Source organism: Pseudalkalibacillus sp. SCS-8 (genome assembly GCF_040126055.1).
GTDB classification, from domain to species: Bacteria; Bacillota; Bacilli; order Bacillales; family Fictibacillaceae; genus Pseudalkalibacillus; species Pseudalkalibacillus nanhaiensis.
This window is the reverse complement of sequence record NZ_CP143541.1, coordinates 2,823,332-2,848,828: the sequence shown is the minus strand read 5'-3', so window position 1 is coordinate 2,848,828 and position 25,497 is coordinate 2,823,332. Positions and strand designations below refer to the sequence as shown.

Genomic DNA, 25,497 nt, shown 5'->3' with positions numbered 1-25,497 from the left:
TTATGCAACATCATCGAGTTTTTGAAGGTTACCGATACGTTGGTCAGGATCAGGGTGAGTTGAGGATAGATTCGCCCATAAACCTTTTGTAGCACCTGTATCCATGGCATTGAATTTATCCAGGACAACAATTAGTTCATTTCCATATCCACAATCGTAAGCAAACTTATCTGCTTCATATTCATTTTTCCGAACAGAGTTCATAACCAATACGGTTCCGAACTTCGTCCATAACCACATGAGACCAACCAATACGACATCGATGAGGAAGGTGACGATGAGAGAGCCGAAACTGCGGTTGGCTATGCTAACACCTATACCGATGGCAGACACAATGACTCGATAAAGGACGAACATGGCAGTTACAATCATATTTCCAACCGTGACAAGGAGGATTAAATCCGTGTCTTTATTGGAAAGGTGTCCGAATTCATGGGCAAGTGTTGCTTTAATTTCCTCATCACTATACTCCAATAAGCCTTTCGTTAAACAAATGGTTTTCCGGCCAGTGGCGAAAGCATTTGGACTTGAATCATTGCTGATGAATAACTGAACATTGTCAGGAATGGTCGGATCGAGCTTCTTCGCTTTTTCATAGACTTCATTGAAAAGGGGCTCAAGACGTTCGATATGTTCTTTCCGGGCAAGCTTCTTACATCCTTGTTGAACGCGTAGAATCCATTCACCAATTGGAGATAAGGCGATTAATAGAGAGGCCGTATAAAGAACAATGCCTGTAATTGGATCGCCAAATAGAGCAATAACTAAAAAAGTGTTTAAAATAAGAAAAACGATGATACCGATGTTTTGCTTTTTTACTAATCGTTGTAGAAGATCAATTATGTACATATTCCTTTTTCCCCCTTAAATATACGAGTTAAAGCTAGTAAAACATACCCCCCTTTCTGCATTCCTTAAATTAACAATCTAGATCGATTTTAACATTAAATTGTCAAAAAATGTTGTTTAATTAGAAAAAAGCGGTAAAAAAGGCACACTCATTTATGAGCATGCCTCTTCCGCAAATATCACCCTTTTAACCTTAGCTCCAGGCGGTCTGTTGTTTTTAGATTATTAATCGATTGTGCACCGGTTCCAAACATGGCGATTTTACATTCAAGCTCGATTTGTTCTAACACCTCTACTAAAAGATCTTCAGATTCGATCGCAGGCTGAAGGACCGAGCGACCAAACCCGACGATATCAGCACCTAACGCAATCGCTTTAGCGGCATCAAGTCCGTTTCGCATTCCTCCACTACCGATCAAAGGGCACTCAGGGACTTTTTCATTGATTTCACGAATGCATCGCGAGGTGGGAATTCCCCATTCTCGGAACGTTTCAGCTGCGCGTCGTTTCAAGGAATCCGTTTTGTTCCGATATTTCTCAACCTGACTCCAAGTCGTGCCTCCTGCACCAGCCACATCGACAAACGCCACGCCACGCTCATACAATTCTTTGGCGAGCTCATGACTGATTCCCCAACCAACCTCTTTAACACCTACAGGGACGGATAAGTCTTTACAAACTTGCTCAATTTTCGCTAGAAGCTCTTTAAAGTTGGTATCACCTTCAGGCTGGAAGATTTCCTGTAAACTGTTTACGTGCAAGACAAGGGCATCAGCTTCAGTAATTTTTACCGCTCTAAGACATTGCTCACTTCCATATCCATAGTTGAATTGGACAGCTCCAAGATTTGCAATGATTGGAACTGTAGGAGCGTAATCACGTACATTAAACGTGTAGGCTGTGTCAGGGTTTTCGATGGCTGAGCGGACAGAACCAGTTCCCATAGCCCATCCTTTAGCCTCCGCAACGATTGCGAGTGTACGATTGATCTTCCAAGCAATTTCCGTTCCACCAGTCATCGAGCTGATTAGAAAAGGGGTACGCATACGCTTGCCGAGAAATTCTGTTTCTAAGCTGATTTCCGAAAAATCAATTTCTGGTAAAGCAAGGTGACGAAATTGATAATCGTCAAATCCCGTCGTGACGGTTTGGGCTGTAACTTCTTCATTTAGAACGATATCGATGTGCTCGGATTTTCGTTTCGAAGTGCGATCTTCGTTCGTCATCAGTACACTCCTCTCAAATTTTCTCTATACACACTACATCAATCTCTTCTTATTTTGTGCCGTCATAAAGAAAGTATGATGCAAATAGTAGATGTTAATAGTTGTATTTTAGCAAATTCTTTAATCGTAAATGATATATTTTCTTTTGTTATACACCAAGCATGGTTTTGTTGAGGTGCTGCATAATATAGGCAATAGAAAAAGTAAGGGGCGAAATCATGATTTTCTATAGGTCTATCTTAATCCTTACAAGCATGACCATTCTTATTGTAATGATGTTGCTTTTCCCAAAAACAACCATGTCTGCAGAAGGCATGCCTTATTATGGGAAGACGTTTTCCCAGCCGGACCAAGTTCAGATTTTATATTCTGAGCCTGAAATGGATTTTGGAACGCCTGCCTTTCAAAAAGAGAGGGAGGCCTTTACAACGCAAGAAGAACTAATACGGTTCATCGTGAGACTAGATGACAGCAGCAATCACCTAACAGTAAAGACAATTGGACAGTCAAGTGAAGGACGAGCGATACCGGCACTGTTCTTTTTTAAAAGGGGCGGTGACAATCTATTGAAACCCACCATCTGGCTGCAAGGTCAAATTCATGGGAACGAGCCTGCAGGTGGAGAAGGTGTACTTGTCATCGCAAAAAGACTGACGGAGGAGCTTGGTGAAAAAGTACTCGATCATGTGAATATCATTATCGTTCCAAGAGTCAATCCCGATGGCTCATACCGTTTTCAACGCGGGATGGACAATGACTTGGATGGGAACCGGGATTATCTTAAATTAGATCTCCCTGAGACCAAGGCAATCCGCACACTATTTAACAAGTATCAGCCTGAAGTCGTGATTGATGCCCATGAATATACAATTGGAGAACAATTATTCAGTACCTTCGGTGAAGCGGGCTACCTCAAGTATCATGATCTTTTGCTCCTTTCGGGTAAGAACCTCAATATACCAAAGAGGATTCGTGATCTCTCTGATGATTTGTTCATCAAAAGAACACATAACAAATTGACCGAGTCAGGTTTCTCTGTGAGTAACTATTATGTTGCGGATGTTGAGGATGAAAAAGTGATTGTGAAAGAAGGTGGAACGACGCCGAGAATCGGACGAAACGCACTCGGCCTAACGCCTTCCATTTCAGTCCTTGTAGAATCCAGGGGGATTGGAATTGGTCGTGAACAGTTTAAAAGAAGAGTAACGGTTCAAGTTGAAGCGATTACGGAGTTAATCAAAATAACAGCTGGCGATGCCAGGAAAATTAAAAGGCTCGTCTGGTCTGAGCGGGCCAAAATTGTAAATAAAGGTCTCCATGTCAACGACGAAGATTGGATTGTGATTCAAGATGAAAGGAAAGAGCTTGACGGTCGAAGACTAGAAGTCATTGATGTGAAGCGTGGGGAGGTCATACGTATTCCCGTCCAGTATTTCAGTTCAACGGATGCCGAACCGGTATTAATCAGAGAGAGGCCTACGGCTTATCTAATTGATTCTGACCAAATAGTGGTTGTAGAGAAATTGAAACAAAATGGTGTTAAAGTTTATCAGCACCCTTATGATGTGAGGCTGCCAGTTGAATCGTTTATTGTGACAGAAAAGAAAGACGGGGGAGACTACGAAGATCACCGGTTGACCCATGTGAAAACAAAGGTAACGGACCAGAATCTTGTATTCAAACGTGGTACATATGTCGTTCTGACCGCACAACCAGCCTCGAATATAGCAGCAATTGCGCTTGAACCGGAATCTGAGGACAGCTACGTAACCTTCAATCTTGTTCCAACTAAGCTGCATACACGACTTCCGATCTATCGTTTTGTTCAAAACCTCAACCCGATGAAACCACTGCAGTCCATTATGGACTACAGAGAATAAGGTGTGGGGGATTACTATGGATACAGTTGTAAGCGTATCCAGAAAGTAGACATTCATAGTACAATGTAGAAAAAGAGACGAAATGGGATATCCAGATGAAAAACGATCAGGGGAAAAAGGTAACTTTTATAATGATGCTATCCGTGCTTGTCCTAACAGCTTGTGTTCCGGTAGAATCTCCCCCCACATGGGAGAAGGGAATGTGGGTATGGCATCCTACGGAATCCATTACCACGGAAGAAGCGCGTGGAGATCTTCTATCGTTTTCTAAAAGGAAAAAGATAAACGTTATTTATTTGTATACTGGTGAAGAATTGTTGAAGGAGCAAACGAAACACTACCAAACCTTCATAAAAGCAGCTTCAGAAAGTGAGATTCAAGTATACGCATTAGTCGGCTCACCTGAATGGGCTAAAATCGAAAACCATTCCGAAGCGACAGACCAATTATCGAACGTGTTTACATACAATGAAAACTCGGCAGAGGATGAAAAGTTTTCAGGGATCCAGTTTGATATCGAGCCTTATCTGTTGGATGAATGGGAAAAAGAGCCCAAACGTGTAATGAATGAGTATGTAAGAGGGTTACATGTATGGAAAGAGGAAATGCGCTCCTACTCTGATGTAAAGGACTTCGAATGGATGGTGGCGATTCCATTTTGGTTTGATCATAAGGAATACGAGTTGACATATAAGGACGTAGGAAAACCTTTGGCAGAGCACATCATGGACATCGTAGGTTCAGTAGTGATGATGGCTTATCGGGACTTTGCAGAAGGAAGTGATTCCATCATCCGTCACGTCCAACATGAGGTCGATTATGCAACAGAACATGACTATAAAGTAATCATAGGAGTGGAAACCAAAGAACTAAAGTCAGAGGAGAAGGTGACATTCTTCCAGGAAGGTGAGACCTATATGATTGAACAGCTGCAAGTCGTTGAAAATCATTTCAAAGGTCAAAAAGGTTATCATGGACAGGCCATCCATGATTATGAAAGTTATAGAAAATTGAAAGATTGAATAACAAAGAGGCTGACCAAATGGTCAGCCTCTTTTGACTAAAAAATCATTTATCCGTTTCTTCATGGTCTGGGTAGGTCTTTTCCAATAAAGTATCCAATACCTTCTTTCGCAACTCGTCATCCAGTGGAGCAAGGCCGAAAATCTCTGAAAACCATAATCCGTCCGCTGCTAATCGTAAAATCGTCGCCTGCACGGGATCAATACCATCACTTGAAATGTTTTCTTGCCAATTGGCGTAGGTTTGCTGTAAGGGCTTCAATAGATCTGGATTAATGCCCTGTGCTGCAAGCATCCCCGCACTTGTTTCCGTATTTTTTAAGCTTTGGTCGTAGGTAGCTTTAATGAAGGCCCTAGTCCATTTTCCGTCACGATTGATGTCTTCGTACACAGCATTTTCAACATTTGTCCGATAAATGTTATTCATATGCAGGACAAGTCCTTCAACTAATGCTTCCTTACTTCTGAAATGATAAAGAAGCCCACCTTTACTCACTTCAGCTTCTTCTGCTACAGCATCAAGAGTCAATGCATCAATACCACGATTGTGCACAATTAAAGCTGCTGCTTCTAAAATTTTATCTCGTTTCGATTCTCTTGGCATGAATCTATACCTCTCAGTCAAGTTTTGATTCTTCTGTTTATCTTATCACGCCAATACTCCCTTTTCAATTTGTGCAATAAAATCGCATGATTAAACGATTTCTTCCTAAAATTTACGAAAAAATATAGTGGTATGGGTTGAAACTAAACAGTCTGGATGGTATAGTTTCAACTGAATTGAAATGAACCGAACAAAACAAATTTTCTTTTGAAGGAGGACGTTATTGTGAAAGGAAAAGTTATATTGACTGCAGCTGTAACTGGAGCGGGAGATACAACGGAAAAGAACCCGAATGTGCCGGTAACACCGAAAGAAATTGCCGACTCAGCGATTGAAAGTGCGAAGGCAGGTGCAACGGTAGCTCATATCCACGCTCGTGATCCGAAAACAGGTGGAATCAGTCACGATATTGACCATTATAGAGAAATTGTCGATCGTATCCGTGAATCAGAGACGGATGTCGTCATTAACATTACATCTGGCGGAGGGGGAGACTTCATCCCAAGTCTTGCAACTCCTGCAGCTGGTGGGGAAGGAACAGATATCCAGACACCAGAAGAAAGACATCGGCCGGTGGGTGAGTTGCTACCAGAAATGTGTACACTTGACTGCGGAAGTACGAACTTTGGCAACATGATTTATGTGAGTCCGACAGATTGGTTACGTGAACAAGCAAAGCTAATCCAACAAAGCGGTGTGAAACCAGAATTAGAATGTTTCGATACAGGACATTTGCGTTTTGCGAAGCAATTGATTAATGAAGGATTTATCGATGGAGATCCGATCTTCCAATTCTGCCTTGGTATCCCTTGGGGAGCAGAGGCGGATGCTGAAACGATGCTGTATATGAAGAATCGCTTACCTGAAAATGCACATTGGTCTGCTTTTGGAATTGGACGTATGCAAATGCCGATCGCGGCTCAATCAGCTCTCTTAGGCGGTAATGTACGTGTCGGATTAGAAGACAACATCTATCTGCGTAAAGGTGTACCTGCAACAAACGAGCAGCTTGTCGATAAAGCTGTGACAATGCTTGAAGGACATGGGATTGAACCAATGACACCGGATGAAGTAAGAGAGTATTTACAACTACGAAATCCATCTGGAGGGAAATAAACATGACCAAAGATATCAAGAAGATTACAGTCGTCGGTACAGGCGTCATCGGTAACGGGTGGATCACGCGATTTCTTGCAAACGGTTATGATGTGGTCGCGACAGACCCTGCTGAAGGGGCAGAGGACCGAATGCGTAGAGCAATTGAAAGTGCGTGGCCCTATGTGGAAGAGCTTGGACTTGCAGAAGGAGCTTCCAAGGATCGACTGACTTTTGAAAAAGATCTGGCAACCGCCGTAGCAGAGGCTGATTTCATTCAAGAAAATGTACCTGAAGTTGAGGATTTGAAAGAGTCCGTCCTTCAACAGATTGATCAACATGCAAAACCGGATGCGATTATTGCATCCAGTACTTCTGGTATCAAGCCGTCGTACTTGCAACGTGGTCTCCAGCATCCTGAACGGTTTGTAGTGGCTCATCCATTTCATCCTGTTTATATTCTGCCATTGGTAGAGGTTGTACCAGGTCAATCGACCACAAAAGAAAACACCGATTCCGCCGTTGAATTTTTTGAAGGAATGAAGATGAAAGCGTTGCTTGTCCGCCATGAAATTGAGGGGCATATCGCTGACCGGCTGATTGAAGCGATCTGGCGTGAATCTCTTCACATTGTAAATGAAGGAATTGCGACCACTGAGGAAGTCGACCAAGCGTTCATTTATGGAGCAGGATTACGTTATGCACAATACGGTCCATTCCTAACCTTCCATTTGGCAGGAGGCGAGGGTGGTATGCGTCATATGCTCAAGCAATTCGGTCCAGCGTTGAAGAAGCCGTGGACAAAGCTTGAAGCTCCAGAACTGACGGATGAATTGCATGACCGTGTTGTAGCAGGATGTGAAGAGCAATCAGGAGCGTGCAGCTTATCAGACCTTGATAAAAATCGGAATGAATTCCTTGTTAAACTATTGGAGCTTGTAAAGGATCATTGGCCAGAAGCGAAGAAAGCTGAAAAAGAGCACGTATAGGAGGGATATGGATGTCCACTTTTCAATTTGAGCAATGTGTGCGTAAAGAATGGGTGGATTACAATGGTCATATGAACGATGCTGAATATGCGAAGGTATTCAGTCTTGCAGTCGACCATTTCATTGAGCAGATCGGTTTGGATGTAGAAGGAAGAGAAAGCCTCCAGTATACGATTTTTACACTTGAAACGCATGTCTGTTATCTGAAGGAAGCCCATGAAGCTGAGAAGCTGACGATAACGAATCAACTCCTTGATTTGGATGAAAAACGGATCCATCTCTTTTTCACAATGAAAAATGAACATGGTGAAGTCATTTCGACAAGTGAACAAATGTTGATGGGAATAGACACAAATGCAGGACGACCAGCACCTTTTCCTGAAGGTGTAGCCTCGGTATTGGACAAGTTATATTCCAAAGACCGTGATGAGGAAATGCCCAAACAAGCGGGAAGAACGATTGGTATCAAAAGAAAATCATGATAAAGAGAACGCACCCTATTATGGGTGCGTTTTTTCTGGGTATAGTAGAGGTGCTTTTAGGTTCCTCTTATTATGATCGACTGCTATAGCTGCTTTCACGATTTGTGACTGTGTTTGGATACATGGAACGGTTTTCTGTCTTATTTGATAAGAAGGTCTGATAAACTTTTTCCTCTCGCTCTTCATCTGCTTCTACGGCTACAATCGTTTTGCCGTCTTTCAAATACTGTTCGTACTGCTTTGCTTCCTTTTCTGGCATTCCAGCCCCTACAAAGGCACCGACAATACCGCCACCACCGGCTCCAATACCTGCACCGGAAAGAGCGGCTGCTAGAGGCCCTGCAGCGGCCAACTGTCCAATACCAGGTATCGCTAACAGTCCTAGACCTGTCACTAATCCTGCAATGCCCCCGAGCGCACCGCCAGATACTGCACCTAATCCAGCTCCTTTACCAGCATTTTTACCGCGTCCACCTTTATGTGATGTCGTGTTAATGTCCGTTTCATCTTCTATGACGTTCACTTTATGTTTATCCTTCGCAAAGACGGATATTTCATCAGCTCCAAATCCGTGTTCTCTTAATTCTCTGATTGCTCTTTCCGTATCTTCTACACGAGAGAATACGCCTCCAACAATTTTCTTATGCATAATCGATCATCATCCTCCTTTTTAAGTCTTTATATGGTAATACCCGTAAATGGAAGTTCTAATCCTGAATTGGACAGAGATTTGAAGAACCTGTATCATTTGGTAATATATAGAGGTTTAAGGGGGCCGTTCATGATACATAAGGATCGATTTGAAAAGGCAGATGGACAATTTGGTACCATCGTTTATTCACTTGGAAAAGAAGAAGAAGTCTGCTCCTATAACGAAGATTTGTGTGTACCGCTCGCTTCAGCGGGAAAGATTTTCATCGGATTGGTAATTGCCGAACGGGTAGAGGAGGGAAGAATCGCTTGGGAACAGATGCTGAATAACATCGCATTTGACCCAAAGGAAAACAGCGATATCCTTTATCCACACTTACAAAAGCGGACGAGTCTACCTTTAAGGACCGTCGTTGAAGTTATGCTCGCTTGTCACGACAATTATTTAGCAAAGAATATGGTTGACCAATTAGGCGGGTGGAAAGCATTCAATAACAAGATTACATCCGTCTATCAGAGTGTTAATCTTACATCCGATCCTTTTGAATACGATAATCGAGGATCCTTGAAGGATGTTTTTTCGGCTATGTTGAAAATTTATAATGGATATAAGCTCAAGCCTGAACTGTATGAACCTATCGTAAACGGACTGGTGAGACAATCGGAGGGACTCGGAGATATCCCGAAAGAACACTATTCCCATATGAGTGGAGGATTACCGGACCTTCTATTGGATACAGGGATTCTCGGTCAATTCACCGAAAGTCCTTACCTGTATGTCATCGCTGGAAAGGACCTACCTGATCGTTCCGAACACCACTCCGCAGATGAACGAGTCATCGACTTCTTACATGAAATCTATCATGAAGCAAATAAAGCTACTTGCTGAATTTATGAGCTTTTCATTTGAAAAAGCTCTCTTTTTTAGTTGTTATATATCGTATAATAAGATATAATCTATTAAAGCGATATAAAAGAAGGGGAACGGAGCTATGAAAGCAGAGGACTTGAACAAGTATTGGACGGATATCTATTTTTGTTTGCATTATGCTCATGAAGACAAAATCACGCACCAAGCCATCCGGATTCTTCAATTAGTAGAAAAGAAGCAGAGGATCGGTATAAATGACATTTCAACTTACTTGAAGGTCTCACATAATACCGCGTCAGAACATGTAAAGCGTAACATTGAAAAGAAATACCTCATTAAGGAAAGAGATCCTGCTGATGAAAGAAGAGTCATTTTGAAGTTAACAGAATTGGGAAAAGAAGTTCTAGAGCGGAATACAAGTCTTGATAAGGATAAATTGCAGACGATATTGAATCGAATGACCTCAGAGGAAGAAGCAATGGTGGAAGCGGCTTTTAAATTATTAAAGGATCGAGCAGATCATGTACATCATCGTTAAGATACTCGTATCAGCTTTAGTTATTGGTCTCGTTACAGAGATAGCTAGACGTTTTCCAACCTATGGAGGAATTCTTGCAGCTTTGCCTCTTGTAAGCTTGTTAAGCATTATCTGGTTATCCATACAAGGGGAGGGGAACATGAATTTAAGTAAGTTTGCCCTAAGTGTTCTATGGGGATTTCCTGCAACAGCTGTTCTATTAGTTATCGTCTATTTTTCTCTTAAGCATTCCCTCCACCTTTATACAGCCATCCTATTAGGATTAGGCGGATGGATGATATTCCTGTTCATTCAAGAGAACGTGATTCATTATGTGAGAACGAATTTATATGGATAAGCAAAAAGGAAAATCTTACATTTTAGAGAAAGGATAGGAGACTACGACATATTCTAGGAGACTATAGAATGATGCTAAAGAGAAAGCACCTTGTAATTAGCGTATTGATCCTTCTTCTTTTTGTAACCTTTTTCTTAAACCCGACCACTGAGGAATATCTCCAATATTCAGAGGAAACGACGGGAATTCAAACACCTTCTGACATTGAAATTGAACGATTGGACTTTTTTGTTTTCTCGACCTATGCACCTAAAACGCCTCATGATCATTATGGCATTGTTCACCTAGGATTCATGGGTACGTTCTTCCAAATATCAGAAGGGCAATACGATTATCAATGGCTGTTGGAGTTCTTTCATTAAGTTGTGAGGTGAAACAATGACAAATGAAGCTCTTAAAGCGGTTGAAAAATATCGGTTTGTTCTAAACAAAGGTAAGGTGGAAGAAATAAATCAGTGGATATCGGATGATTTCATAGGATATTTTGGTTATTACAACAATAGAGATTACGAGGTTTATAATTGTGAATCGTATAGGAAATCGAATGTTGAAACCCTTCGTTCATATAAAGACAAACAACCACATTGGGCGTATAATGATTTGAATCATAATCTACGATCAGAAACAGAAATTATCCTTTCATCTATTATTGATTTTTATTTATCAGGAAAGAAAGTAGCAAGTGCGTTGGCAATTGAAATATTTAAAAATGAAAACGATGGATGGAAATTATATCGACAACATATGGAGCGATATTCAAAACAATAAACCGACCTTATAAGGTCGGTTTATTGTTTTACATCTAATGTACTAAGCACACCTACTACTTTCTTTCTCCATGAAATATACCGTTCTGCTGATAGATATGAAGCTAGTTCGATGGGATAATTTAAGATAGTTATTTGTCTGAAATTTCTCATAAAAGGAGTGCTTCATATTGAAATCATGTAGACAGATCTATTCCATACTCATGGTGGTAGTCTTGATGATCGGCCTCTCATTACCTGCCAATATCGTTGGGGCGGAAACAACAACGGCGCAAGGGCCTACCACAATGGATCAACATCTATTAGAGGAAATGAAACACAATACTGGATTAATTAATGTTATTGTCACGTTCCATGGGGAAGGTGCGCCTACTGACGAAAATGTGAACCTTCTGAAGTCGGTCGGTATTGAGACGGGCATCACCATGCAATCCTTACCGATTGCTGGAGTGCTAGCAACTTCTGATCAAATCAATACGTTATCAAAGGATTCAGACGTCCGTTCTTTATATTTGAACCGAAAAGTGGAATTTTACAATGGCGACGCTACAGAGCTAACGGGTGTAAAGAAGGCACGTAAAGATAAAGACATGCAAAAAGAAAATGGGGGCTTTCCTGTTTCAGGTAAAGGAGTAGGGGTCGTTGTGAATGACAGCGGGGTTGATGGGACTCATCCAGACTTGAAGCTAGGGAAGAATCTTGTTCAGAATGTATTAGCAACGACCAATATGGCAAAAACAACTGGACTAACACCAATTGTCTATCAGGAAGATGTTGTGAATACCGATACAAATTCAGGTCATGGAACGCACGTTGCTGGAACGGTCGGTGGAACGGGAGCAGCTTCTTCTGGATTATATGAAGGTGTCGCACCAGGTGCTGATCTCATTGGATACGGATCCGGAGGCGGTGTATTGATTCTGGATCTAGTCGGTGGATTTGACTATGCCATAACGAATCAAAGTCAATATAACATTCGAGTAATCACGAACTCATGGGGATCAAATGATGATTTCTTCGTTGATGATCCGGTCAATGTCGCCACAAAGGATTGCTTCGACCGTGGCATAACCGTTTTGTTTGCTGCTGGGAATGCAGGACCTGATGAAGATACCCATAACCCTTATGCAAAAGCACCATGGGTGATTTCAGTGGCTGCAGGTGTGAAAGACGGAACACTCGCTGATTTCTCTTCTCGCGGAACAAGAGGGGTCAGTGAAACCTTTGAAGTCGATGGTGAGACGTGGACGTGGAAAGATCAGCCGACTGTAACAGCACCAGGAGTAGATATCATTTCTGCTCGTACGCTATCACCAGTTGGAGTCATAAGAACGAATAAAGACATCGACAATATCCCGGCCGCATATCTTCCGTACTATACAATGTTGAATGGTACATCGATGGCGACGCCTCACGTTGCAGGAATCGTTGCTTTGATGCTGGAAGTTAATCCAAGCTTATCACCTGCAGAGATTAAAGACATACTCAATAAAACAGCTACCAATATACCTGGAAGAGAAGCATATGAAGTCGGGGCAGGCTATGTGAATGCGTATAATGCAGTGAACTTGGCATTGGATCCAATGAAGGATTACGGGTCAACAATTAATAAGGATAACACCTTCCATGCGTTTAGCACGATTGATGTTATCCGTGAAAACTATGAAATGGATTACGGTCCAACAGAATCAAATGAGACAACATTTACCGTCCAAGAAAACCAAGCACAATTGGTTGCGAAAATGTATGCAGATGGTGATACCTTCACTGAAGAAGGAGGAAATCCGCTCGTTTTCACGATAACGGATCCGAATGGTGAAGAATATGAATCAGGCTTCAACCCTACGTACAGTATCGATCTTGTTAACACGATCACAGTCGATCAACCTGTTGCTGGGGAATGGACGCTGAAAGTCAGTGCGTATCCAGGGGCTGCTGTTCCGGAAAAAGTTGTCGGTACACTCACCCAGCGAACGGCAAGTACGATAACAGGTTTGGGTGATATTGAAGGACATCCAGCTGAGGATGCCATCAAGCTAGGCATAAACGAAAGACTCTTTGACGCGAAATCAGATGGATTATTTTACGCGGACGATTTACTAACACGAAAGGATCTCGCCAACTATCTCGTAATGGGAGCTGGAATCCGACAGGTAGAGAAGAAAACGGATGAAGCATATGTGGAAGCCGTAGTTACAAAAGGGGCAGCGTTGAAAGGTGAATACACGAAGGATGGTGTCATGAAGTTGGATGAATCGAACACGTTCAACGGTTCAGGGGACGTAACGCGTGCAGAGCTTGCTTATTCCCTTGTACAAAGCTTAGGGATGCAGGATGAAGCTCAAGGCTTCGAAGGTGAAGTTTCTGTCGCCTATAAAGGAGAGCGGCTCACAATTACCGATGGGGAAAGCATTCCAAATGATCTGAAAGGGTATGTTCAGCTTGCTCTTGATCTTGGAATTTTGAATGCTTATTATACATCGACCCAGGGACCTTATGATAAGGAACCTACAATCCAGGCATCCTTCAACCCGACTAAAGAAGTAACACGAGGAGACTTTGCCGTTGCAATGACCCGCTTCTTCAATAACTATTAACTCAATAAGAATGTGAAAAGGGCTGCCAGGAAGTCAGTAAACACCTGACTCGCTGGAAAGCCCTTTTTCCTTATTCAAATACGCCGAAAATACTGAAAATCGTTAAGAGAATGCCGATGAAATGCATATAAATCTCCTTGAAAAATTCACTTTTTATTACAGTGGATGGATGAAGACAAAATTCTGCTTAAACGAAGGTGAAAAGATCTTTATAAGGGCGATGAAGATCAAAACGTTATCAAAATAAAGGTGAAAAGACCTTCATAAGGGGGATGAAGATCAAAACTCTCTCAAAATAAAAATGAAAAGACTTTCATAAGAGTGATGAAGATCAAAACTCAACCAAAAATACTCGGAAAGACCTTCATATTTTACCACATATTACTTATTATGGATGTGGAGGTGAGACTATGAAACGTAGGGTTACAGCAAAAATCGGACATAAAACGAATTATCCTGTTCCAATAACTGTCTCTAAAGGGGAGCGGGTCCGAATCGGTAAGAAATATGTTGGACCTGAGGATTGGGACCACTGGATTTTTTGTAAAAAGCTTGATCATGAACAAGAGGGATGGGTACCCGAACAAGTCATCCATCGTTCAGATGAAGATGAATTCGGGACGGTTCTGGCGGATTATACAGCAAAAGAACTTGAAATAGAAGCTGGTGAAAAACTGTTCATTCTAAAAGAGTTGAACGGTTGGGGCTGGAGTCGAAGAGAGGATACTGGCGAAGAGGGATGGATTCCGTTAAGCAACGTCACATCAGATGAGACTTCAAATGAACGTTTATTTCCATCTCTCGAAATCTTGAAAAACGGTAATGAGCACCAGCGAAAAGCGTATGAAGCCATTCGAGAGCTGAATATCATGAAGGATATGAAGGCATATTCCCCGGTATTGTGCGGTACGTTGCCGATTGGTATCAATGTAAAGGGATCGGATCTAGACATCATTTTGGAAGTATATGACCTGAAAACATGTGAAGAACAAATGATTCATCTTTATGGAGACAAAAAGGATTTTACGATAAAACGGCTTTCGATTCGTAACAGGGAAATCATAAAGGCGAACTTTTTCTTCAAAGGTTTTGAATTCGAGCTTTTCGGTCAAGCTCAACCTGTACATAAACAGTATGCATATTTACATATGATCATTGAACATGAATTGATGAAAAGAGATACTCAGTTGAAATCAATGATAATTGATTTTAAGGAAAGGGGATATAAAACTGAGCCTGCATTTTGTGAAGTTTTAGGTCTAGCAGGCGATCCTTATGAAGAACTGATTGCCTTTGGGGTAAGAGAAGGTCTGATTCATTCCAATTGAACAGAAGGAGAAGGTATGTTTAAGAAAATCAGTATCGTATTCATTGTTATCGTTTTCATCGGATTAACCATTTGGTTTGGCCGGTATTTCTACATAAAAAATCTATATACGAAGCCCTATGAAATGATTGATTCAGTCGTATATGATGCAAAAGTGGATAGTGAGAACAGTGAGTATGTAATTTCAGAAAAGAAATGGAATACGATTAAAGATGAATCCGTCTTCGCTAATGCTAGAAAAACATTAGACTGGAAGGCTTTCAAAGAATTTATAAATGAATGCGAAGGTCCATCTAAAACGTTGAACTATAATACTGGTAAAGCGACCCGTAATGTAATGGAAACCAACTTCAAGGATGACCACATGAATCACTTCATAACTTGTGATACCTTTGATCCGAACAATGGAAATCATATTGACTCCAAGTATGTTGTGCTCTATACGGAAAAGGTCGCTGGCGAATGGAAAGTGGTCGGTTGGAACGGAGAAATTAAGGAATAAACGTTTGGCAGAGAATGACTTGATGAATTTCGGTCATTCTCTGTTTTTTATTTATACCAAACTGGGTATAGGTAAACTATCGGGTTTTTGAGGTTATAGTGCGTTATAGACTTACGCACGTTAAGGGGATAATAGGGAGAAGTGCTAACGAGGTGAGTCTATGGAAGATTACAAAAAGAATAGTATCACGTTAATTGGAGCAATCGGCTTAGGTACAGGAGTTATGATCAGTGCAGGTATCTTTGCGTTGCTTGGACAAGTTGCCGAACTTGCGGGAGTTTGGTTTCCGCTTATTTTTATTGTTGGTGGAATTGTTACAGGATTCAGCGCTTATTCGTATGTGAAAATGAGTAACGAATATCCTTCTGCAGGCGGCATCGGAATGTTCCTCGTAAAAGCATATGGGAAAGGGACGATTACCGCATCAGCGGCGATGATGATGGCGATTTCGATGGTCATCAATCAGAGTCTTGTTGCTCGTACATTCGGCACATATACGTTGCAAATTTTTGATGGAAATCAACCTGACTTTTTAGTTCCATTGCTAGGTGTTGGATTACTGGCGATTGCTTTCTTAATAAACATTTCCGGGAACAGCTTCATCCAGACCTTTACATCCATCGTCTCCCTCTTAAAAATTGTCGGATTAATGATTTTTGCGATCGGTGGTTTATGGGTCGCTGGATTTTCCTTTACTCCAGCTGAAGGAGGCGGAAATGCCCCTGATGCCTCAATTGCAAGTATCATAGCTGCGGTTGCTTTGACAATCTTGTCCTTTAAAGGTTTCACGACGATTACCAACAGTGGTTCTGAAATCGTCGAACCAAAGAAAAACGTGGGTCGTGCTATCGTATTTTCGATTTTGATCAGTCTAGTCGTTTACTTGATTCTTGCATGGGCTGTTTCCACGAACCTTCCTTTGAGCCAAATTATTGAAGCGAAGAACTATTCTTTAGCGGAAGCAGCAAGGCCTGCTTTTGGAGACTATGGTGTATGGTTCACGGTAGCAATCGCGATTATTGCAACGATTAGCGGGATCATAGCAAGTGTGTTTGCCGTTTCACGTATGCTTGCGATGCTGACAGATATGAAGCTCATTCCCCACAGTCATTTCGGCATGCCGGGATCGATTCAAAAGCACACGCTAGTATATACGATCGTGTTGGCTATGGTATTGACGGTAGTGTTTGACTTGAGTCGAATCGCCTCGGTCGGAGCCATCCTATACCTCGTCATGGACATGATCATCCATTGGGGAGTATTCAAGAAATTGCGTGGAAAGGTGAAGGCGAATAAAGGCATCGTCTTGACGGCCTTACTTTTGGATGCCGTAGTATTAGGAGCCTTCTTATGGGTAAAGGCCATAAACGACCTGCTTATTGTCGGCGTTTCGATTGTATTCATTATTGCCATCTTTGCTGGAGAACACTTTTTCCTTAAAAAAGCTGCAAATGAAGAAGAGTGAAGATCATGATGAAGTGCACTTACAGAGTTCATGAGGCTGTCGAGAATGATTCGGCAGTCTTTATTTTTGAAAGAATCTTCTTTCGAGGTGCAATCTTGCCAATTCTGCGTGTTTGGGGTACGAAAGCGCCACCCTAATTGGTAGTAGTATCATAGCCCGGTGTTTGATATAAATCAACGGTTGGAAAAATTCTGATTATTATGTATAATTCGTTTCAACTTATCATTTCATCGCTACCTTTTACCAGAATGAGGAGGATTGCCATGAACGCGACAACGGATATGCTAGTTGAAGAATTGAAAGGCTTTTTACGAGAGGATCAAGTTTCGAAGAATGAAACGGTTTTGGAGCAGCATAGTCGGGATGAGTCTTATCACGATCCCCATACTCCTGACATCGTCGTTTTTCCGGAATCGACTGAAGAAGTAAGAGACATTGTGAAAATGGCTGACAAGTATGAAACGCCGATCGTTCCCTTCGGAATTGGTTCCAGCTTGGAAGGACATGTCATTCCTTACGATAAGGGCATCACAATCGATTTTTCTCTAATGAACAAGGTGCTTGAAATAAGAGAGAGGGACTTCCTTGTTAAAGTACAACCCGGTGTGACACGGATGCAGCTGAATAAAGAGTTGAAGAAATACGGGCTGTTCTTCTCAGTGGATCCTGGAGCAGATGCAACACTCGGTGGAATGGCAGCAACGAATGCCAGCGGGACGACATCTGTCAAATATGGTGTGATGCGTGACCAAGTGCGCGATTTGGAAGTCGTCCTTCCTGATGGAGAAGTGATACATACTGGAAATATGGCGCAAAAATCTTCCTCCGGGTATAACTTGAACAGCCTTTTCGTTGGATCGGAAGGTACACTTGGCTGTATTACGGAATTGACACTGCGGGTGTACGGGATACCTGAACACATTGTAGCTGGAAGGGCGACATTCCCTACTGTGGATAACGCAGTCGAAGCTGTGGTCTCCATCTTACAGGCGGGCGTTCCAATCGCGAGGGTAGAGCTTGTCGATGAAGCGTCTATCAAACAAACCAATCTATACAGTGAAACCACGTATCAGGAGAAGCCGACATTGTTTCTCGAATTCCATGGAAATGAACCCGGGCTCCAACATGATGTTGCGTTCACAAAGGAAATCGTTGCAGATCATGGGTGTAAGGAAATTGAATTTGAAGAGGATAATGCGGCGCGTAACAAATTGTGGGATGCCAGACATAACCTTGCCTATGCTTTCATTCATGGCCATCCAGGTAAAAAACAAATGGTCACGGATGTCTGTGTACCCATTACCGAATTAGCTGGAGCAATCAAGCATGCTAGAAAGACAATAGATGAATTAGGACTTTTTGGTGGTCTACTGGGCCATGTTGGAGATGGAAATTATCATGCGATCGTCATGATTGATCGAGATGATCCAGAAGTAGTGAAGTCTGAGCAGTTGAATGAAGCGATTGTCGAGTATGCGTTACAACGAGGTGGTACGTGTACAGGTGAGCATGGTGTAGGGGTTGGAAAAATGAAATACCAACAGCGGGAACATGGCAAAGCCCTTCATGTGATGGAAAAAATAAAAATGACGATTGACCCTAAGGAGATCATGAATCCTCATAAACTCATCCATACGAAAAAGGAGCAACGATGAAGGTACTGGAGCGCATCAGTCGTATAGCAGGTAAATATTTTGCAGTCTGGGTCATTGCAGTAGCACTCCTTGCATATATCATGCCCGGTCCATTCATCGGGTTAGGGAGCTATATTACGATTTTACTTGGTGTCGTCATGTTCGGTATGGGATTAACGTTGAAACCTGTAGACTTTAAACTGATTCTCAAAAAACCAGTTCCTGTTTTTATCGGTGTAGCAGCCCAATACATCATCATGCCTTTGATTGCATGGGGCATTGCGTACTTGATGGGACTTCCGCCTGCATTGGCTGCAGGATTGGTGCTGTTAGGTTCAGTACCAGGTGGGACAGCCTCCAACGTCATGGTTTATCTTGCAAAAGGAGATCTTGCACTTTCGGTATCCATGACCTCTTTGTCCACGATGCTTGCACCCATTTTCACACCATTGATTTTATTAGCGCTAGCGGGACAATGGCTTCCAATCGATCCTATTGCTTTATTTATGTCGATTATTCAAGTCATCATCCTTCCGATAACATTGGGGATCATCCTCCGAAGGTTCTTTCCTCGGACGGTGGAAAAGGGTGCAACAATCGTACCGATGATTTCAGTCATTGCGATCATTGTGATTGTTTCGGCTGTCGTGAGTGCGAATGTGGAAAGCATTACAACATCCGGGCTTTTGATTTTCTCAGCAGTCATGCTGCATAATTTGCTCGGTCTACTATTGGGTTATTCGGTAGCTGGTCTTATGAAGCTTGATGAAAGTAAGAGAAGGGCGATTTCCATCGAAGTTGGTATGCAAAACTCTGGGTTAGGCGTTGCTTTAGCTGCTGCGCACTTCGGTCCTTTGGCTGCCCTGCCGAATGTCATCGCTGCCGTATGGCACAACATCTCAGGACCGGTCCTGGCAACCTATTGGTCGAAGAAAAAAATGAATGAACACCGTGAACATTTGGCAGATCAAAAAGCCAGAGTACGGCATACAGGAAGCTGAAAGGGTGATCCATTATTGGATCGCCTTTTTTATTTGCATTTCCCTCAGATTGAGTTTGATGAAAGACTCTTGTAAAATGGCTAAAGAGATCAAGAACAATTCGAAAAAGGTGTAATTCTATGAAAAAATATGTCGTCATTGGATCAGGAATTTTAGGAGCTTCCACAGCTTACCATCTAGCAAAGTCGGGTATGGATGTTACGTTAGTTGATCGAAAAGACCAAGGGCAAGCGACCGAAGCTGCAGCAGGAATCGTCTGTCCATGGCTTTCCCAGAGGCGAAACAAGGCTTGGTATCGGCTCGTCAAAGGCGGAGCGAGGTATTACCCACAATTAATCGATCAACTAGAACGAGATGGCGAATCAGATACGGGTTATAAGCGTGTTGGCGCGATAAGCCTTCATACCGATGAGAAAAAGTTAGATAAGATTGTGGAAAGGGCTTTGGCTCGAAGAGAGGACGCGCCTGAAATCGGGGAAGTTACTCGATTGACACCAGAAGAGACGAAAGCTCTCTTTCCACCTTTATCAGAAGGGATTGGATCGGTACATGTAAGTGGTGCAGCTCGAGTCAACGGGCGTGCCTTACGTGATGCTTTAATTCGTGCTGCAGAAAAGCATGGTACAACTATTATGAGAGGGGATGCATGTCTGTCATACGAAGGGGCTCGAGTGACGGGTGTACAAGTTGAAGGGCAGGAAATCCTTGCAGATAGCGTTATGTTAACGACTGGGGCTTGGTCTAAAGAGTTGCTGAAGCCATTTGGCTACAGGTATAATCTCCATTCTCAGCGTGCGCAAATCATTCATTTAGAAATGCCTGGATTGGATACGAGTACGTGGCCTGTCGTCATGCCACCGAATAACCAGTATCTCCTCAGTTTTGAAGGTGGAAGAGTGGTGGTTGGAGCTACTCATGAGGATGATGTCGGATTTGACTATAGAGCGACTGCAGGAGGTATGCAGGAGATATTGAGTAAAGCGATTGAGATTGCCCCAGGGTTGTCAGACAGTACATTTTTAGAAACGAAAGTAGGCTTCAGACCCTACACACCAGGATTTCTGCCGATCATTGGAACAGTTCCTGGAGTGGATGGACTCTTGATTGCAAATGGTCTTGGAGCGTCAGGTCTGACAAGTGGACCGTATCTAGGATTCCAGCTTGCAAGACTTGCTTTAGGGGAACAGCTTGAAATTGATTTGGAGGATTATCCGGTGAGCGGGGCATTAGAGGAGATATAATAGAACGTTTTGAAGGCACTAGATTTTTCTAGTGCTTTTTTAGTTCTCATAGAACGATTCAAACGTCTACATCAATAGTCGGATGAGGTCTAAGACTTATGGTAAGTCCATTTTTGTATGTAAAGTTCAATCCACGTTCCGATGATTCAGACCATCAACTCCAATAAACTGATAGTAAATCTACTACACATTATAAGGAGTTGTTTTATAAATGAATGAAAAACAAGTTGTCATGATCACGGGTGCGTCTAAAGGGTTGGGAAGAGCAGTGGCCAGAGCTTTTGCAATGAATGGTGCCGATCTTGCCATTTGTGCTAGAGGAGAGGTGAAGCTCCTGGAGGTTGAAAAGGAGCTGAAAGCATTAGGAGCAGAAGTTTTAGCTGTGACAGCAGATGCTTCGGATGCAAGAGATATCGAGCGTTTTGTTTCATTGACGGAAACTCATTATGGAAAAATTGATGTCCTTATTAATAATGCTTCTAAGCTTGGACCAAGCCCAATGCCATTTCTATCTGATTATCCTACTGATGCTTTCATGGAAGTCATTCGAGTTAATGCCGGAGGACCTTTCCAGCTGATTAAACGTGTACTACCGGGAATGCTGCAGCGAAGAATTGGTTCCATCATTAATGTCACTTCAGAAGCTGGCAATGTCGGATATGCTGGATGGGGGGCTTATGGGATATCAAAGTTTGCTCTTGAAGGAATGACAGGAATCTGGGCTGACGAAGTTTCGGATACAGGAGTACGGATCAATATGGTCGACCCGGGTGAAATGAACACGGAAATGCACGAGCTCGCAGTGCCGGATTGTGATTATGAATTAGCCGAGCCTGAAGATTTGACTGATGTATTCGTCTATCTTGCCTCAAATGAATCAAAAGAGAATGGCGAGCGATTAGAAGCCAAACGGTTTGTCGCTCAAAAGGGGTGAGTGTAATGGCGCTCGCTGCGAAGAATCCAATTGAATTCCACTTGCCAACGGAGTTGAATGCGGTAGGGCCTCCAGAATCGATGGGGGGACGAAGGGATGACGTGAAGCTTCTCATTCTTGACCGGAAAACGGGAGGGATCCATCATGATCGATTTAACAATATAGATGAACATTTTAAACCTGGGGATCTATTGATTTTGAACATCAGCAGGACTCTCCCGGCTTCTTTTAAGGTGAATATACGAAGGGGCAACCAAATCATTGCTTCTGAGGTCGAAGTTCGATTAGGACAAAGGAAAAGCAATTCTGTCTGGAAGGTCTTGTTCATCCATTTTACCGTGCAAAAGGGCGATGAAATCATTTTCTCTCGGATTTTGAAAGCCGTGGTTCGGTCTAAAAATAAGAGCACTCCATTGGTCACCATCTGTTTTTCCCTGAGGGGAAAGGAGTTGTATAATCAGCTCTATCTCCTGGGTGAACCGATCCGGTATGAGTATATTCAGCATGATTGGCCTTTAACTGCTTACCAAACGGTTTATGGAACCGTTCCTGGTTCAGTGGAAATGGTATCGGCTGGTCGAGCCTTCAGCTGGGAGTTGTTATTACGATTGAAAAAAAGAGGGGTAGGTCTTGCAACCATTACGCTTCATACAGGACTCAGCTATTATGGGAATGATCAATGGCATGTCGGACCAGCTGATAGTCTTGAAGAGTATGAAGTTCCCGCAAATACGATTGAAGCTATCAAGGAAACGAAGCTAAGGGGAGGTAAAGTCATTGCTGTAGGGACGACGGTGGTGAGAGCGGTTGAATCAGCGGTTGATACCCAAGGTGTACCTGTAGAGAAGAAGGGATGGACGAATTTGCATATTGATGAAACATTCTCACTGAATGTAGTCAATGGCCTCCTGACAGGATTTCATGAACCGAAGGCTAGTCATCTTGATATGCTGTCCGCCTTCATCAAGCCCCATTTATTGAAAGCTGCATATCAAAAGGCTATCGATCATAAGTATCTTTGGCATGAATTTGGTGATATCAATTTGATTTTGGAGAGGGACAATGAATGAATGGGATGCAGATTCATCATATCGGGATTGAAACAAATTGCCTGGAACAATCGATCACGTTCTATGAAAGGCTCGGTTTTAAGGTTACCGACGAGATGGAACTGCTTGGAGAAATGCTCGTCTTTCTCACCATAGGAGATTTGTGTATCGAACTGGTTGCGGTTGATAAAGATTTGACACAGTCTTCTAACATGCATATCGCCCTACAGGTAGGTAACCTAGAAGAATTTATTCAACAAAACGATGACATCGTTGTGGAAGAGGGTCCATTTCTTCTGGAAAACGGTTGGAGGACAGCATTTGTGCATGCACCAAGCGGTGAACAAATTGAATTGATTCAAATGAAATAATGATTAGCGAGTAAAAAAGGGTGCCAAATGGGCACCCTTTTCATTTTTAATCTTTTACAAGACTGTATCCGATATAATTTAATGCTTGTTCAAGATTTGCTTTAACGATGAGTTGCTCAAAATCACTATTTCCTTGAATGGTTTTTATGGCAAGTTCCGGACGGATACCGGTGATGATGGCTTGTACACCTAATAGTTTCAATGTTTTTCCAATCTTCATAAGATTGATTGTACTGTTCGAATCAATATTCACAAGGCCGGACAAATCGAGAATAAGGTACTCTAACTGCCTATCCGTGCTTTCAGCTAAGGTAATTTCCATAATTCTGTCCGTACGTTCTTCATCAACATCCCCAATGATCGGAAGTATGGCAATTTCTTGTGAGATTGGTACCAATGGAACAGATAACGTTTGAACCTTCGAGTTTGCTTTATCTAAATCAAGCACATTCCCTAGTAAACTAGCCATGGCTTTAAAAAGTTCAATATGTTCTTCAGTGAATTTATGCGGTCTAAGATCCATCCCGCATAGAGTACCGTAATTTTCACCATCACTGTAGTAGATTGGTATACCAATCAACGACCCGCCACCTAATGCTTTCGTAACTTCCATGTCCTTTGTAAACTCATGCGACAATAGATCTTCTATGATGAGAGGTTCACGACCTGCTCTGACAATGAATTGTCAGTAGGAATCCTTATACAGGGTTTCAAACCCGGATTCCAAAATGACCTCATCTCGGTTGAACGTTTGAATGATATCCACATCTTTCTTATCATTCTTCGCAACAAAAAATGTGTTAACATCAACAAACTTACTGATGACTTCTAATACATCCTTTGAAGCCTCTTCAATTGTCCGATACGTGCGCGTTTCTGTAAGGTTCATTGCTATCACATTCCTTTAATTTTACATGATTACATGTAATTAAATCGAAATATTCCGATTGATTATAGTACAATGGTAACGTATTTTATCCCTTCTGAACATGATTTTCTATTAAAATATAAAAAATGGGGTGACATTTCTTAGTCATCCCATTTTTTTATCCGCCTATATGAGACATTTCAACTTTTGAAGACTTCTTCGTATGGTTTGTTCTTTCCTCAGAATACCGATCTCTACGATTCGTCCATATCCGCTCGATATATTCAATCATTTCCTTATCCGTTAAGTCGTTCCGTAATGGTCCCCGCAAGTCATGTCCTTTAGCTGAGAATAAGCACGTAAATAACTTTCCTTCAGCAGATAATCGCGCTCGATTACACGTTGAACAAAAGGCATCTGTAACGGAAGAGATGATTCCGATTTCCTCATTCGAGCCAATGTAACGATACCTGGTCGCGACCTCACCTGGATAATTCGGCTCTATGGGCTCAATCGGCATAACCTGATGGATATGATCAATAATTTCTTTCTTTGAAAACACATCATCCATTTTCCAACCATTCGAATTTCCGACATCCATATATTCGATGAATCGGAGAATGTGACCTTGTTCTCTGAAATATTTCGCCATCGGAATGATATCCTCTTCATTTACACCCCTTTGGACGACCATGTTCATTTTAATGGATAAGCCTGCATCACTTGCAGCTTGTACACCTTTAAGAACGGTCTCTACTGAAACATTTCTTCCGTTTATTTTCTTGAAACGATCATTATCCAGTGTATCTAGACTGATGGTGACACGGTTCAATCCAGCTTCCTTTAATTCTTCTGCAAATTTAGGCAAGAGCGAACCATTTGTCGTCATGGCAATGTCATCAATGCCATCAATAGTAGAAAGCATTTGAATCAAGGTAGGCAGGTCTCTTCGCATAAGAGGTTCGCCACCAGTAATTCTCAGTTTCTTAATCCCTGACGTTTGACGAAAAAGGCGAGCCAATCTCGTGATCTCTTCAAAGCTTAAGAGCATGTTTTTCTTTAAAAACTCGTAATCTGGCCCGAATATCTCCGCAGGCATACAATAGTGACAACGGAAATTGCAACGGTCCGTCACAGATATTCTTAGATCACGAAGAGGGCGTTGATGAACATCATAGACATTCATGGGGTTCACCT

27 protein-coding genes and 1 pseudogene are annotated in these 25,497 nt (G+C 42.2%); 21 read left to right on the top strand and 7 right to left on the bottom strand.

The genetic code is table 11. The features are described from left to right. Window positions 1-849 carry a zinc metalloprotease HtpX gene (locus V1497_RS14810; RefSeq protein ID WP_349408299.1) on the bottom strand — a complete coding sequence of 283 codons (849 nt, stop codon included), beginning with the start codon at window positions 847-849 and terminating at the stop codon, window positions 1-3. Between the two features lie 179 nt (window positions 850-1,028). After that, the gene (fni, locus tag V1497_RS14805) at window positions 1,029-2,075 is read right to left on the bottom strand and encodes a type 2 isopentenyl-diphosphate Delta-isomerase (RefSeq protein WP_349408298.1); all 1,047 of its coding nucleotides are present in this window, start codon (window positions 2,073-2,075) and stop codon (window positions 1,029-1,031) included. A 218-nt stretch (window positions 2,076-2,293) separates the two neighbouring features. Here fni and V1497_RS14800 point away from each other — a divergent pair, with 218 nt between their 5' ends. Together V1497_RS14800 and V1497_RS14795 are read left to right on the top strand one after the other, a co-directional pair. Further along, the gene (locus tag V1497_RS14800; protein WP_349408297.1) at window positions 2,294-3,955 is read left to right on the top strand and encodes a M14 family metallocarboxypeptidase; all 1,662 of its coding nucleotides are present in this window, start codon (window positions 2,294-2,296) and stop codon (window positions 3,953-3,955) included. A gap of 200 nt (window positions 3,956-4,155) precedes the next feature. Next, on the top strand, window positions 4,156-4,977 hold the full coding sequence (locus tag V1497_RS14795) for a hypothetical protein (RefSeq protein WP_349408296.1): 822 nt from the start codon (window positions 4,156-4,158) through the stop codon (window positions 4,975-4,977). A gap of 46 nt (window positions 4,978-5,023) precedes the next feature. Here the strand turns inward: V1497_RS14795 and V1497_RS14790 are convergent, their stop codons facing one another. After that, on the bottom strand, window positions 5,024-5,581 hold the full coding sequence (locus V1497_RS14790; RefSeq protein WP_349408295.1) for a TetR/AcrR family transcriptional regulator: 558 nt from the start codon (window positions 5,579-5,581) through the stop codon (window positions 5,024-5,026). Between the two features lie 225 nt (window positions 5,582-5,806). Here V1497_RS14790 and V1497_RS14785 point away from each other — a divergent pair, with 225 nt between their 5' ends. Genes V1497_RS14785 through V1497_RS14775 form a run of 3 tightly spaced genes read left to right on the top strand, consistent with a single transcriptional unit; the run spans window position 5,807 to window position 8,147 of the window. Further along, the gene (locus V1497_RS14785; protein ID WP_349408294.1) at window positions 5,807-6,697 is read left to right on the top strand and encodes a 3-keto-5-aminohexanoate cleavage protein; all 891 of its coding nucleotides are present in this window, start codon (window positions 5,807-5,809) and stop codon (window positions 6,695-6,697) included. Window positions 6,698-6,699: 2 nt separating this feature from the next. Next, window positions 6,700-7,665 (top strand): 3-hydroxyacyl-CoA dehydrogenase NAD-binding domain-containing protein, encoded by a 966-nt coding sequence (locus tag V1497_RS14780; protein WP_349408293.1) that lies wholly within the window; start codon window positions 6,700-6,702, stop codon window positions 7,663-7,665. 11 nt (window positions 7,666-7,676) lie between these two features. Continuing rightward, on the top strand, window positions 7,677-8,147 hold the full coding sequence (locus V1497_RS14775; RefSeq protein ID WP_349408292.1) for a thioesterase family protein: 471 nt from the start codon (window positions 7,677-7,679) through the stop codon (window positions 8,145-8,147). Window positions 8,148-8,217: 70 nt separating this feature from the next. On the opposite strand, the gene V1497_RS14770 is transcribed toward V1497_RS14775, so the two are convergent. Then, the gene (locus V1497_RS14770; protein ID WP_349408291.1) at window positions 8,218-8,796 is read right to left on the bottom strand and encodes a general stress protein; all 579 of its coding nucleotides are present in this window, start codon (window positions 8,794-8,796) and stop codon (window positions 8,218-8,220) included. 132 nt (window positions 8,797-8,928) lie between these two features. On the opposite strand from V1497_RS14770, the gene V1497_RS14765 reads away from it, so the two are divergent. The 16 genes and pseudogenes from V1497_RS14765 (at window position 8,929) to V1497_RS14695 (ending at window position 23,432) form a co-directional block, all read left to right on the top strand. Further along, complete coding sequence (locus V1497_RS14765) at window positions 8,929-9,687, top strand: serine hydrolase (protein ID WP_349408290.1); 759 nt, start codon at window positions 8,929-8,931, stop codon at window positions 9,685-9,687. Window positions 9,688-9,790: 103 nt separating this feature from the next. Beyond that, complete coding sequence (locus tag V1497_RS14760) at window positions 9,791-10,207, top strand: MarR family winged helix-turn-helix transcriptional regulator (RefSeq protein WP_349408289.1); 417 nt, start codon at window positions 9,791-9,793, stop codon at window positions 10,205-10,207. Further along, window positions 10,191-10,544: a DUF3147 family protein gene (locus V1497_RS14755; protein WP_349408288.1), complete on the top strand. Its 354-nt coding sequence runs from the start codon at window positions 10,191-10,193 to the stop codon at window positions 10,542-10,544. The genes V1497_RS14760 and V1497_RS14755 overlap by 17 nt, the downstream gene beginning before the upstream one ends. Before the next feature lie 68 nt (window positions 10,545-10,612). Continuing rightward, window positions 10,613-10,906: a hypothetical protein gene (locus V1497_RS14750; RefSeq protein WP_349408287.1), complete on the top strand. Its 294-nt coding sequence runs from the start codon at window positions 10,613-10,615 to the stop codon at window positions 10,904-10,906. Between the two features lie 16 nt (window positions 10,907-10,922). Continuing rightward, a complete protein-coding gene (locus V1497_RS14745; protein ID WP_349408286.1) occupies window positions 10,923-11,312 on the top strand; it encodes a DUF4440 domain-containing protein in 390 nt (129 codons plus the stop codon). A 169-nt stretch (window positions 11,313-11,481) separates the two neighbouring features. Further along, window positions 11,482-13,908: a S8 family serine peptidase gene (locus V1497_RS14740; protein WP_349408285.1), complete on the top strand. Its 2,427-nt coding sequence runs from the start codon at window positions 11,482-11,484 to the stop codon at window positions 13,906-13,908. Between the two features lie 410 nt (window positions 13,909-14,318). After that, window positions 14,319-14,603, top strand: a pseudogene (locus tag V1497_RS18715) (SH3 domain-containing protein); the annotation flags it as partial. 114 nt (window positions 14,604-14,717) lie between these two features. Continuing rightward, a complete protein-coding gene (locus V1497_RS14735) occupies window positions 14,718-15,236 on the top strand; it encodes a DUF4269 domain-containing protein (RefSeq protein ID WP_349410838.1) in 519 nt (172 codons plus the stop codon). 15 nt (window positions 15,237-15,251) lie between these two features. Beyond that, window positions 15,252-15,737, top strand: a complete 486-nt coding sequence (locus V1497_RS14730) for a hypothetical protein (protein ID WP_349408284.1) — start codon at window positions 15,252-15,254, stop codon at window positions 15,735-15,737. Between the two features lie 160 nt (window positions 15,738-15,897). Beyond that, complete coding sequence (locus V1497_RS14725) at window positions 15,898-17,202, top strand: APC family permease (RefSeq protein ID WP_349408283.1); 1,305 nt, start codon at window positions 15,898-15,900, stop codon at window positions 17,200-17,202. Window positions 17,203-17,465: 263 nt separating this feature from the next. Then, window positions 17,466-18,857 (top strand): FAD-binding oxidoreductase, encoded by a 1,392-nt coding sequence (locus V1497_RS14720; protein WP_349408282.1) that lies wholly within the window; start codon window positions 17,466-17,468, stop codon window positions 18,855-18,857. Continuing rightward, window positions 18,854-19,837, top strand: coding sequence for a bile acid:sodium symporter family protein (locus V1497_RS14715; RefSeq protein WP_349408281.1), 984 nt, complete (start codon window positions 18,854-18,856; stop codon window positions 19,835-19,837). The genes V1497_RS14720 and V1497_RS14715 overlap by 4 nt, the downstream gene beginning before the upstream one ends. Before the next feature lie 119 nt (window positions 19,838-19,956). Further along, window positions 19,957-21,078, top strand: coding sequence for an FAD-binding oxidoreductase (locus V1497_RS14710; RefSeq protein ID WP_349408280.1), 1,122 nt, complete (start codon window positions 19,957-19,959; stop codon window positions 21,076-21,078). Between the two features lie 211 nt (window positions 21,079-21,289). Further along, window positions 21,290-22,012: an SDR family oxidoreductase gene (locus tag V1497_RS14705; protein ID WP_349408279.1), complete on the top strand. Its 723-nt coding sequence runs from the start codon at window positions 21,290-21,292 to the stop codon at window positions 22,010-22,012. A 5-nt stretch (window positions 22,013-22,017) separates the two neighbouring features. Further along, window positions 22,018-23,082 (top strand): S-adenosylmethionine:tRNA ribosyltransferase-isomerase, encoded by a 1,065-nt coding sequence (locus V1497_RS14700; protein WP_349408278.1) that lies wholly within the window; start codon window positions 22,018-22,020, stop codon window positions 23,080-23,082. Beyond that, a complete protein-coding gene (locus V1497_RS14695; protein ID WP_349408277.1) occupies window positions 23,079-23,432 on the top strand; it encodes a VOC family protein in 354 nt (117 codons plus the stop codon). The genes V1497_RS14700 and V1497_RS14695 overlap by 4 nt, the downstream gene beginning before the upstream one ends. Before the next feature lie 46 nt (window positions 23,433-23,478). Here V1497_RS14695 and V1497_RS14690 read toward each other — a convergent pair whose 3' ends face one another. From V1497_RS14690 to moaA, 3 genes are all read right to left on the bottom strand, one after another. Next, on the bottom strand, window positions 23,479-24,069 hold the full coding sequence (locus tag V1497_RS14690) for an STAS domain-containing protein (RefSeq protein ID WP_349408276.1): 591 nt from the start codon (window positions 24,067-24,069) through the stop codon (window positions 23,479-23,481). 48 nt (window positions 24,070-24,117) lie between these two features. Then, window positions 24,118-24,321 carry a hypothetical protein gene (locus tag V1497_RS14685; protein ID WP_349408275.1) on the bottom strand — a complete coding sequence of 68 codons (204 nt, stop codon included), beginning with the start codon at window positions 24,319-24,321 and terminating at the stop codon, window positions 24,118-24,120. Window positions 24,322-24,478: 157 nt separating this feature from the next. Then, the gene (moaA, locus tag V1497_RS14680) at window positions 24,479-25,486 is read right to left on the bottom strand and encodes a GTP 3',8-cyclase MoaA (RefSeq protein ID WP_349408274.1); all 1,008 of its coding nucleotides are present in this window, start codon (window positions 25,484-25,486) and stop codon (window positions 24,479-24,481) included. Window positions 25,487-25,497 lie beyond the last annotated feature (11 nt).

Excerpts from the sequence above, each read along its gene's own strand:
- V1497_RS14755 (WP_349408288.1), top strand. The coding sequence starts at position 10,191 with ATGTACATCATCGTTAAGATACTCGTATCAGCTTTAGTTATTGGTCTC.
- V1497_RS14780 (WP_349408293.1), top strand. The coding sequence starts at position 6,700 with ATGACCAAAGATATCAAGAAGATTACAGTCGTCGGTACAGGCGTCATC.
- V1497_RS14800 (WP_349408297.1), top strand. The coding sequence starts at position 2,294 with ATGATTTTCTATAGGTCTATCTTAATCCTTACAAGCATGACCATTCTT.
- V1497_RS14765 (WP_349408290.1), top strand. The coding sequence starts at position 8,929 with ATGATACATAAGGATCGATTTGAAAAGGCAGATGGACAATTTGGTACC.
- V1497_RS14770 (WP_349408291.1), bottom strand. The coding sequence starts at position 8,796 with ATGCATAAGAAAATTGTTGGAGGCGTATTCTCTCGTGTAGAAGATACG.
- V1497_RS14705 (WP_349408279.1), top strand. The coding sequence starts at position 21,290 with ATGAATGAAAAACAAGTTGTCATGATCACGGGTGCGTCTAAAGGGTTG.
- V1497_RS14795 (WP_349408296.1), top strand. The coding sequence starts at position 4,156 with ATGTGGGTATGGCATCCTACGGAATCCATTACCACGGAAGAAGCGCGT.
- V1497_RS14685 (WP_349408275.1), bottom strand. The coding sequence starts at position 24,321 with ATGAACCTTACAGAAACGCGCACGTATCGGACAATTGAAGAGGCTTCA.
- V1497_RS14715 (WP_349408281.1), top strand. The coding sequence starts at position 18,854 with ATGAAGGTACTGGAGCGCATCAGTCGTATAGCAGGTAAATATTTTGCA.
- V1497_RS14745 (WP_349408286.1), top strand. The coding sequence starts at position 10,923 with ATGACAAATGAAGCTCTTAAAGCGGTTGAAAAATATCGGTTTGTTCTA.
- V1497_RS14695 (WP_349408277.1), top strand. The coding sequence starts at position 23,079 with ATGAATGGGATGCAGATTCATCATATCGGGATTGAAACAAATTGCCTG.
- V1497_RS14760 (WP_349408289.1), top strand. The coding sequence starts at position 9,791 with ATGAAAGCAGAGGACTTGAACAAGTATTGGACGGATATCTATTTTTGT.
- V1497_RS14775 (WP_349408292.1), top strand. The coding sequence starts at position 7,677 with ATGTCCACTTTTCAATTTGAGCAATGTGTGCGTAAAGAATGGGTGGAT.
- V1497_RS14710 (WP_349408280.1), top strand. The coding sequence starts at position 19,957 with ATGAAAAAATATGTCGTCATTGGATCAGGAATTTTAGGAGCTTCCACA.
- V1497_RS14730 (WP_349408284.1), top strand. The coding sequence starts at position 15,252 with ATGTTTAAGAAAATCAGTATCGTATTCATTGTTATCGTTTTCATCGGA.
- moaA (WP_349408274.1), bottom strand. The coding sequence starts at position 25,486 with ATGAATGTCTATGATGTTCATCAACGCCCTCTTCGTGATCTAAGAATA.
- V1497_RS14750 (WP_349408287.1), top strand. The coding sequence starts at position 10,613 with ATGATGCTAAAGAGAAAGCACCTTGTAATTAGCGTATTGATCCTTCTT.
- V1497_RS14725 (WP_349408283.1), top strand. The coding sequence starts at position 15,898 with ATGGAAGATTACAAAAAGAATAGTATCACGTTAATTGGAGCAATCGGC.
- V1497_RS14790 (WP_349408295.1), bottom strand. The coding sequence starts at position 5,581 with ATGCCAAGAGAATCGAAACGAGATAAAATTTTAGAAGCAGCAGCTTTA.
- V1497_RS14810 (WP_349408299.1), bottom strand. The coding sequence starts at position 849 with ATGTACATAATTGATCTTCTACAACGATTAGTAAAAAAGCAAAACATC.
- fni (WP_349408298.1), bottom strand. The coding sequence starts at position 2,075 with ATGACGAACGAAGATCGCACTTCGAAACGAAAATCCGAGCACATCGAT.
- V1497_RS14700 (WP_349408278.1), top strand. The coding sequence starts at position 22,018 with ATGGCGCTCGCTGCGAAGAATCCAATTGAATTCCACTTGCCAACGGAG.
- V1497_RS14720 (WP_349408282.1), top strand. The coding sequence starts at position 17,466 with ATGAACGCGACAACGGATATGCTAGTTGAAGAATTGAAAGGCTTTTTA.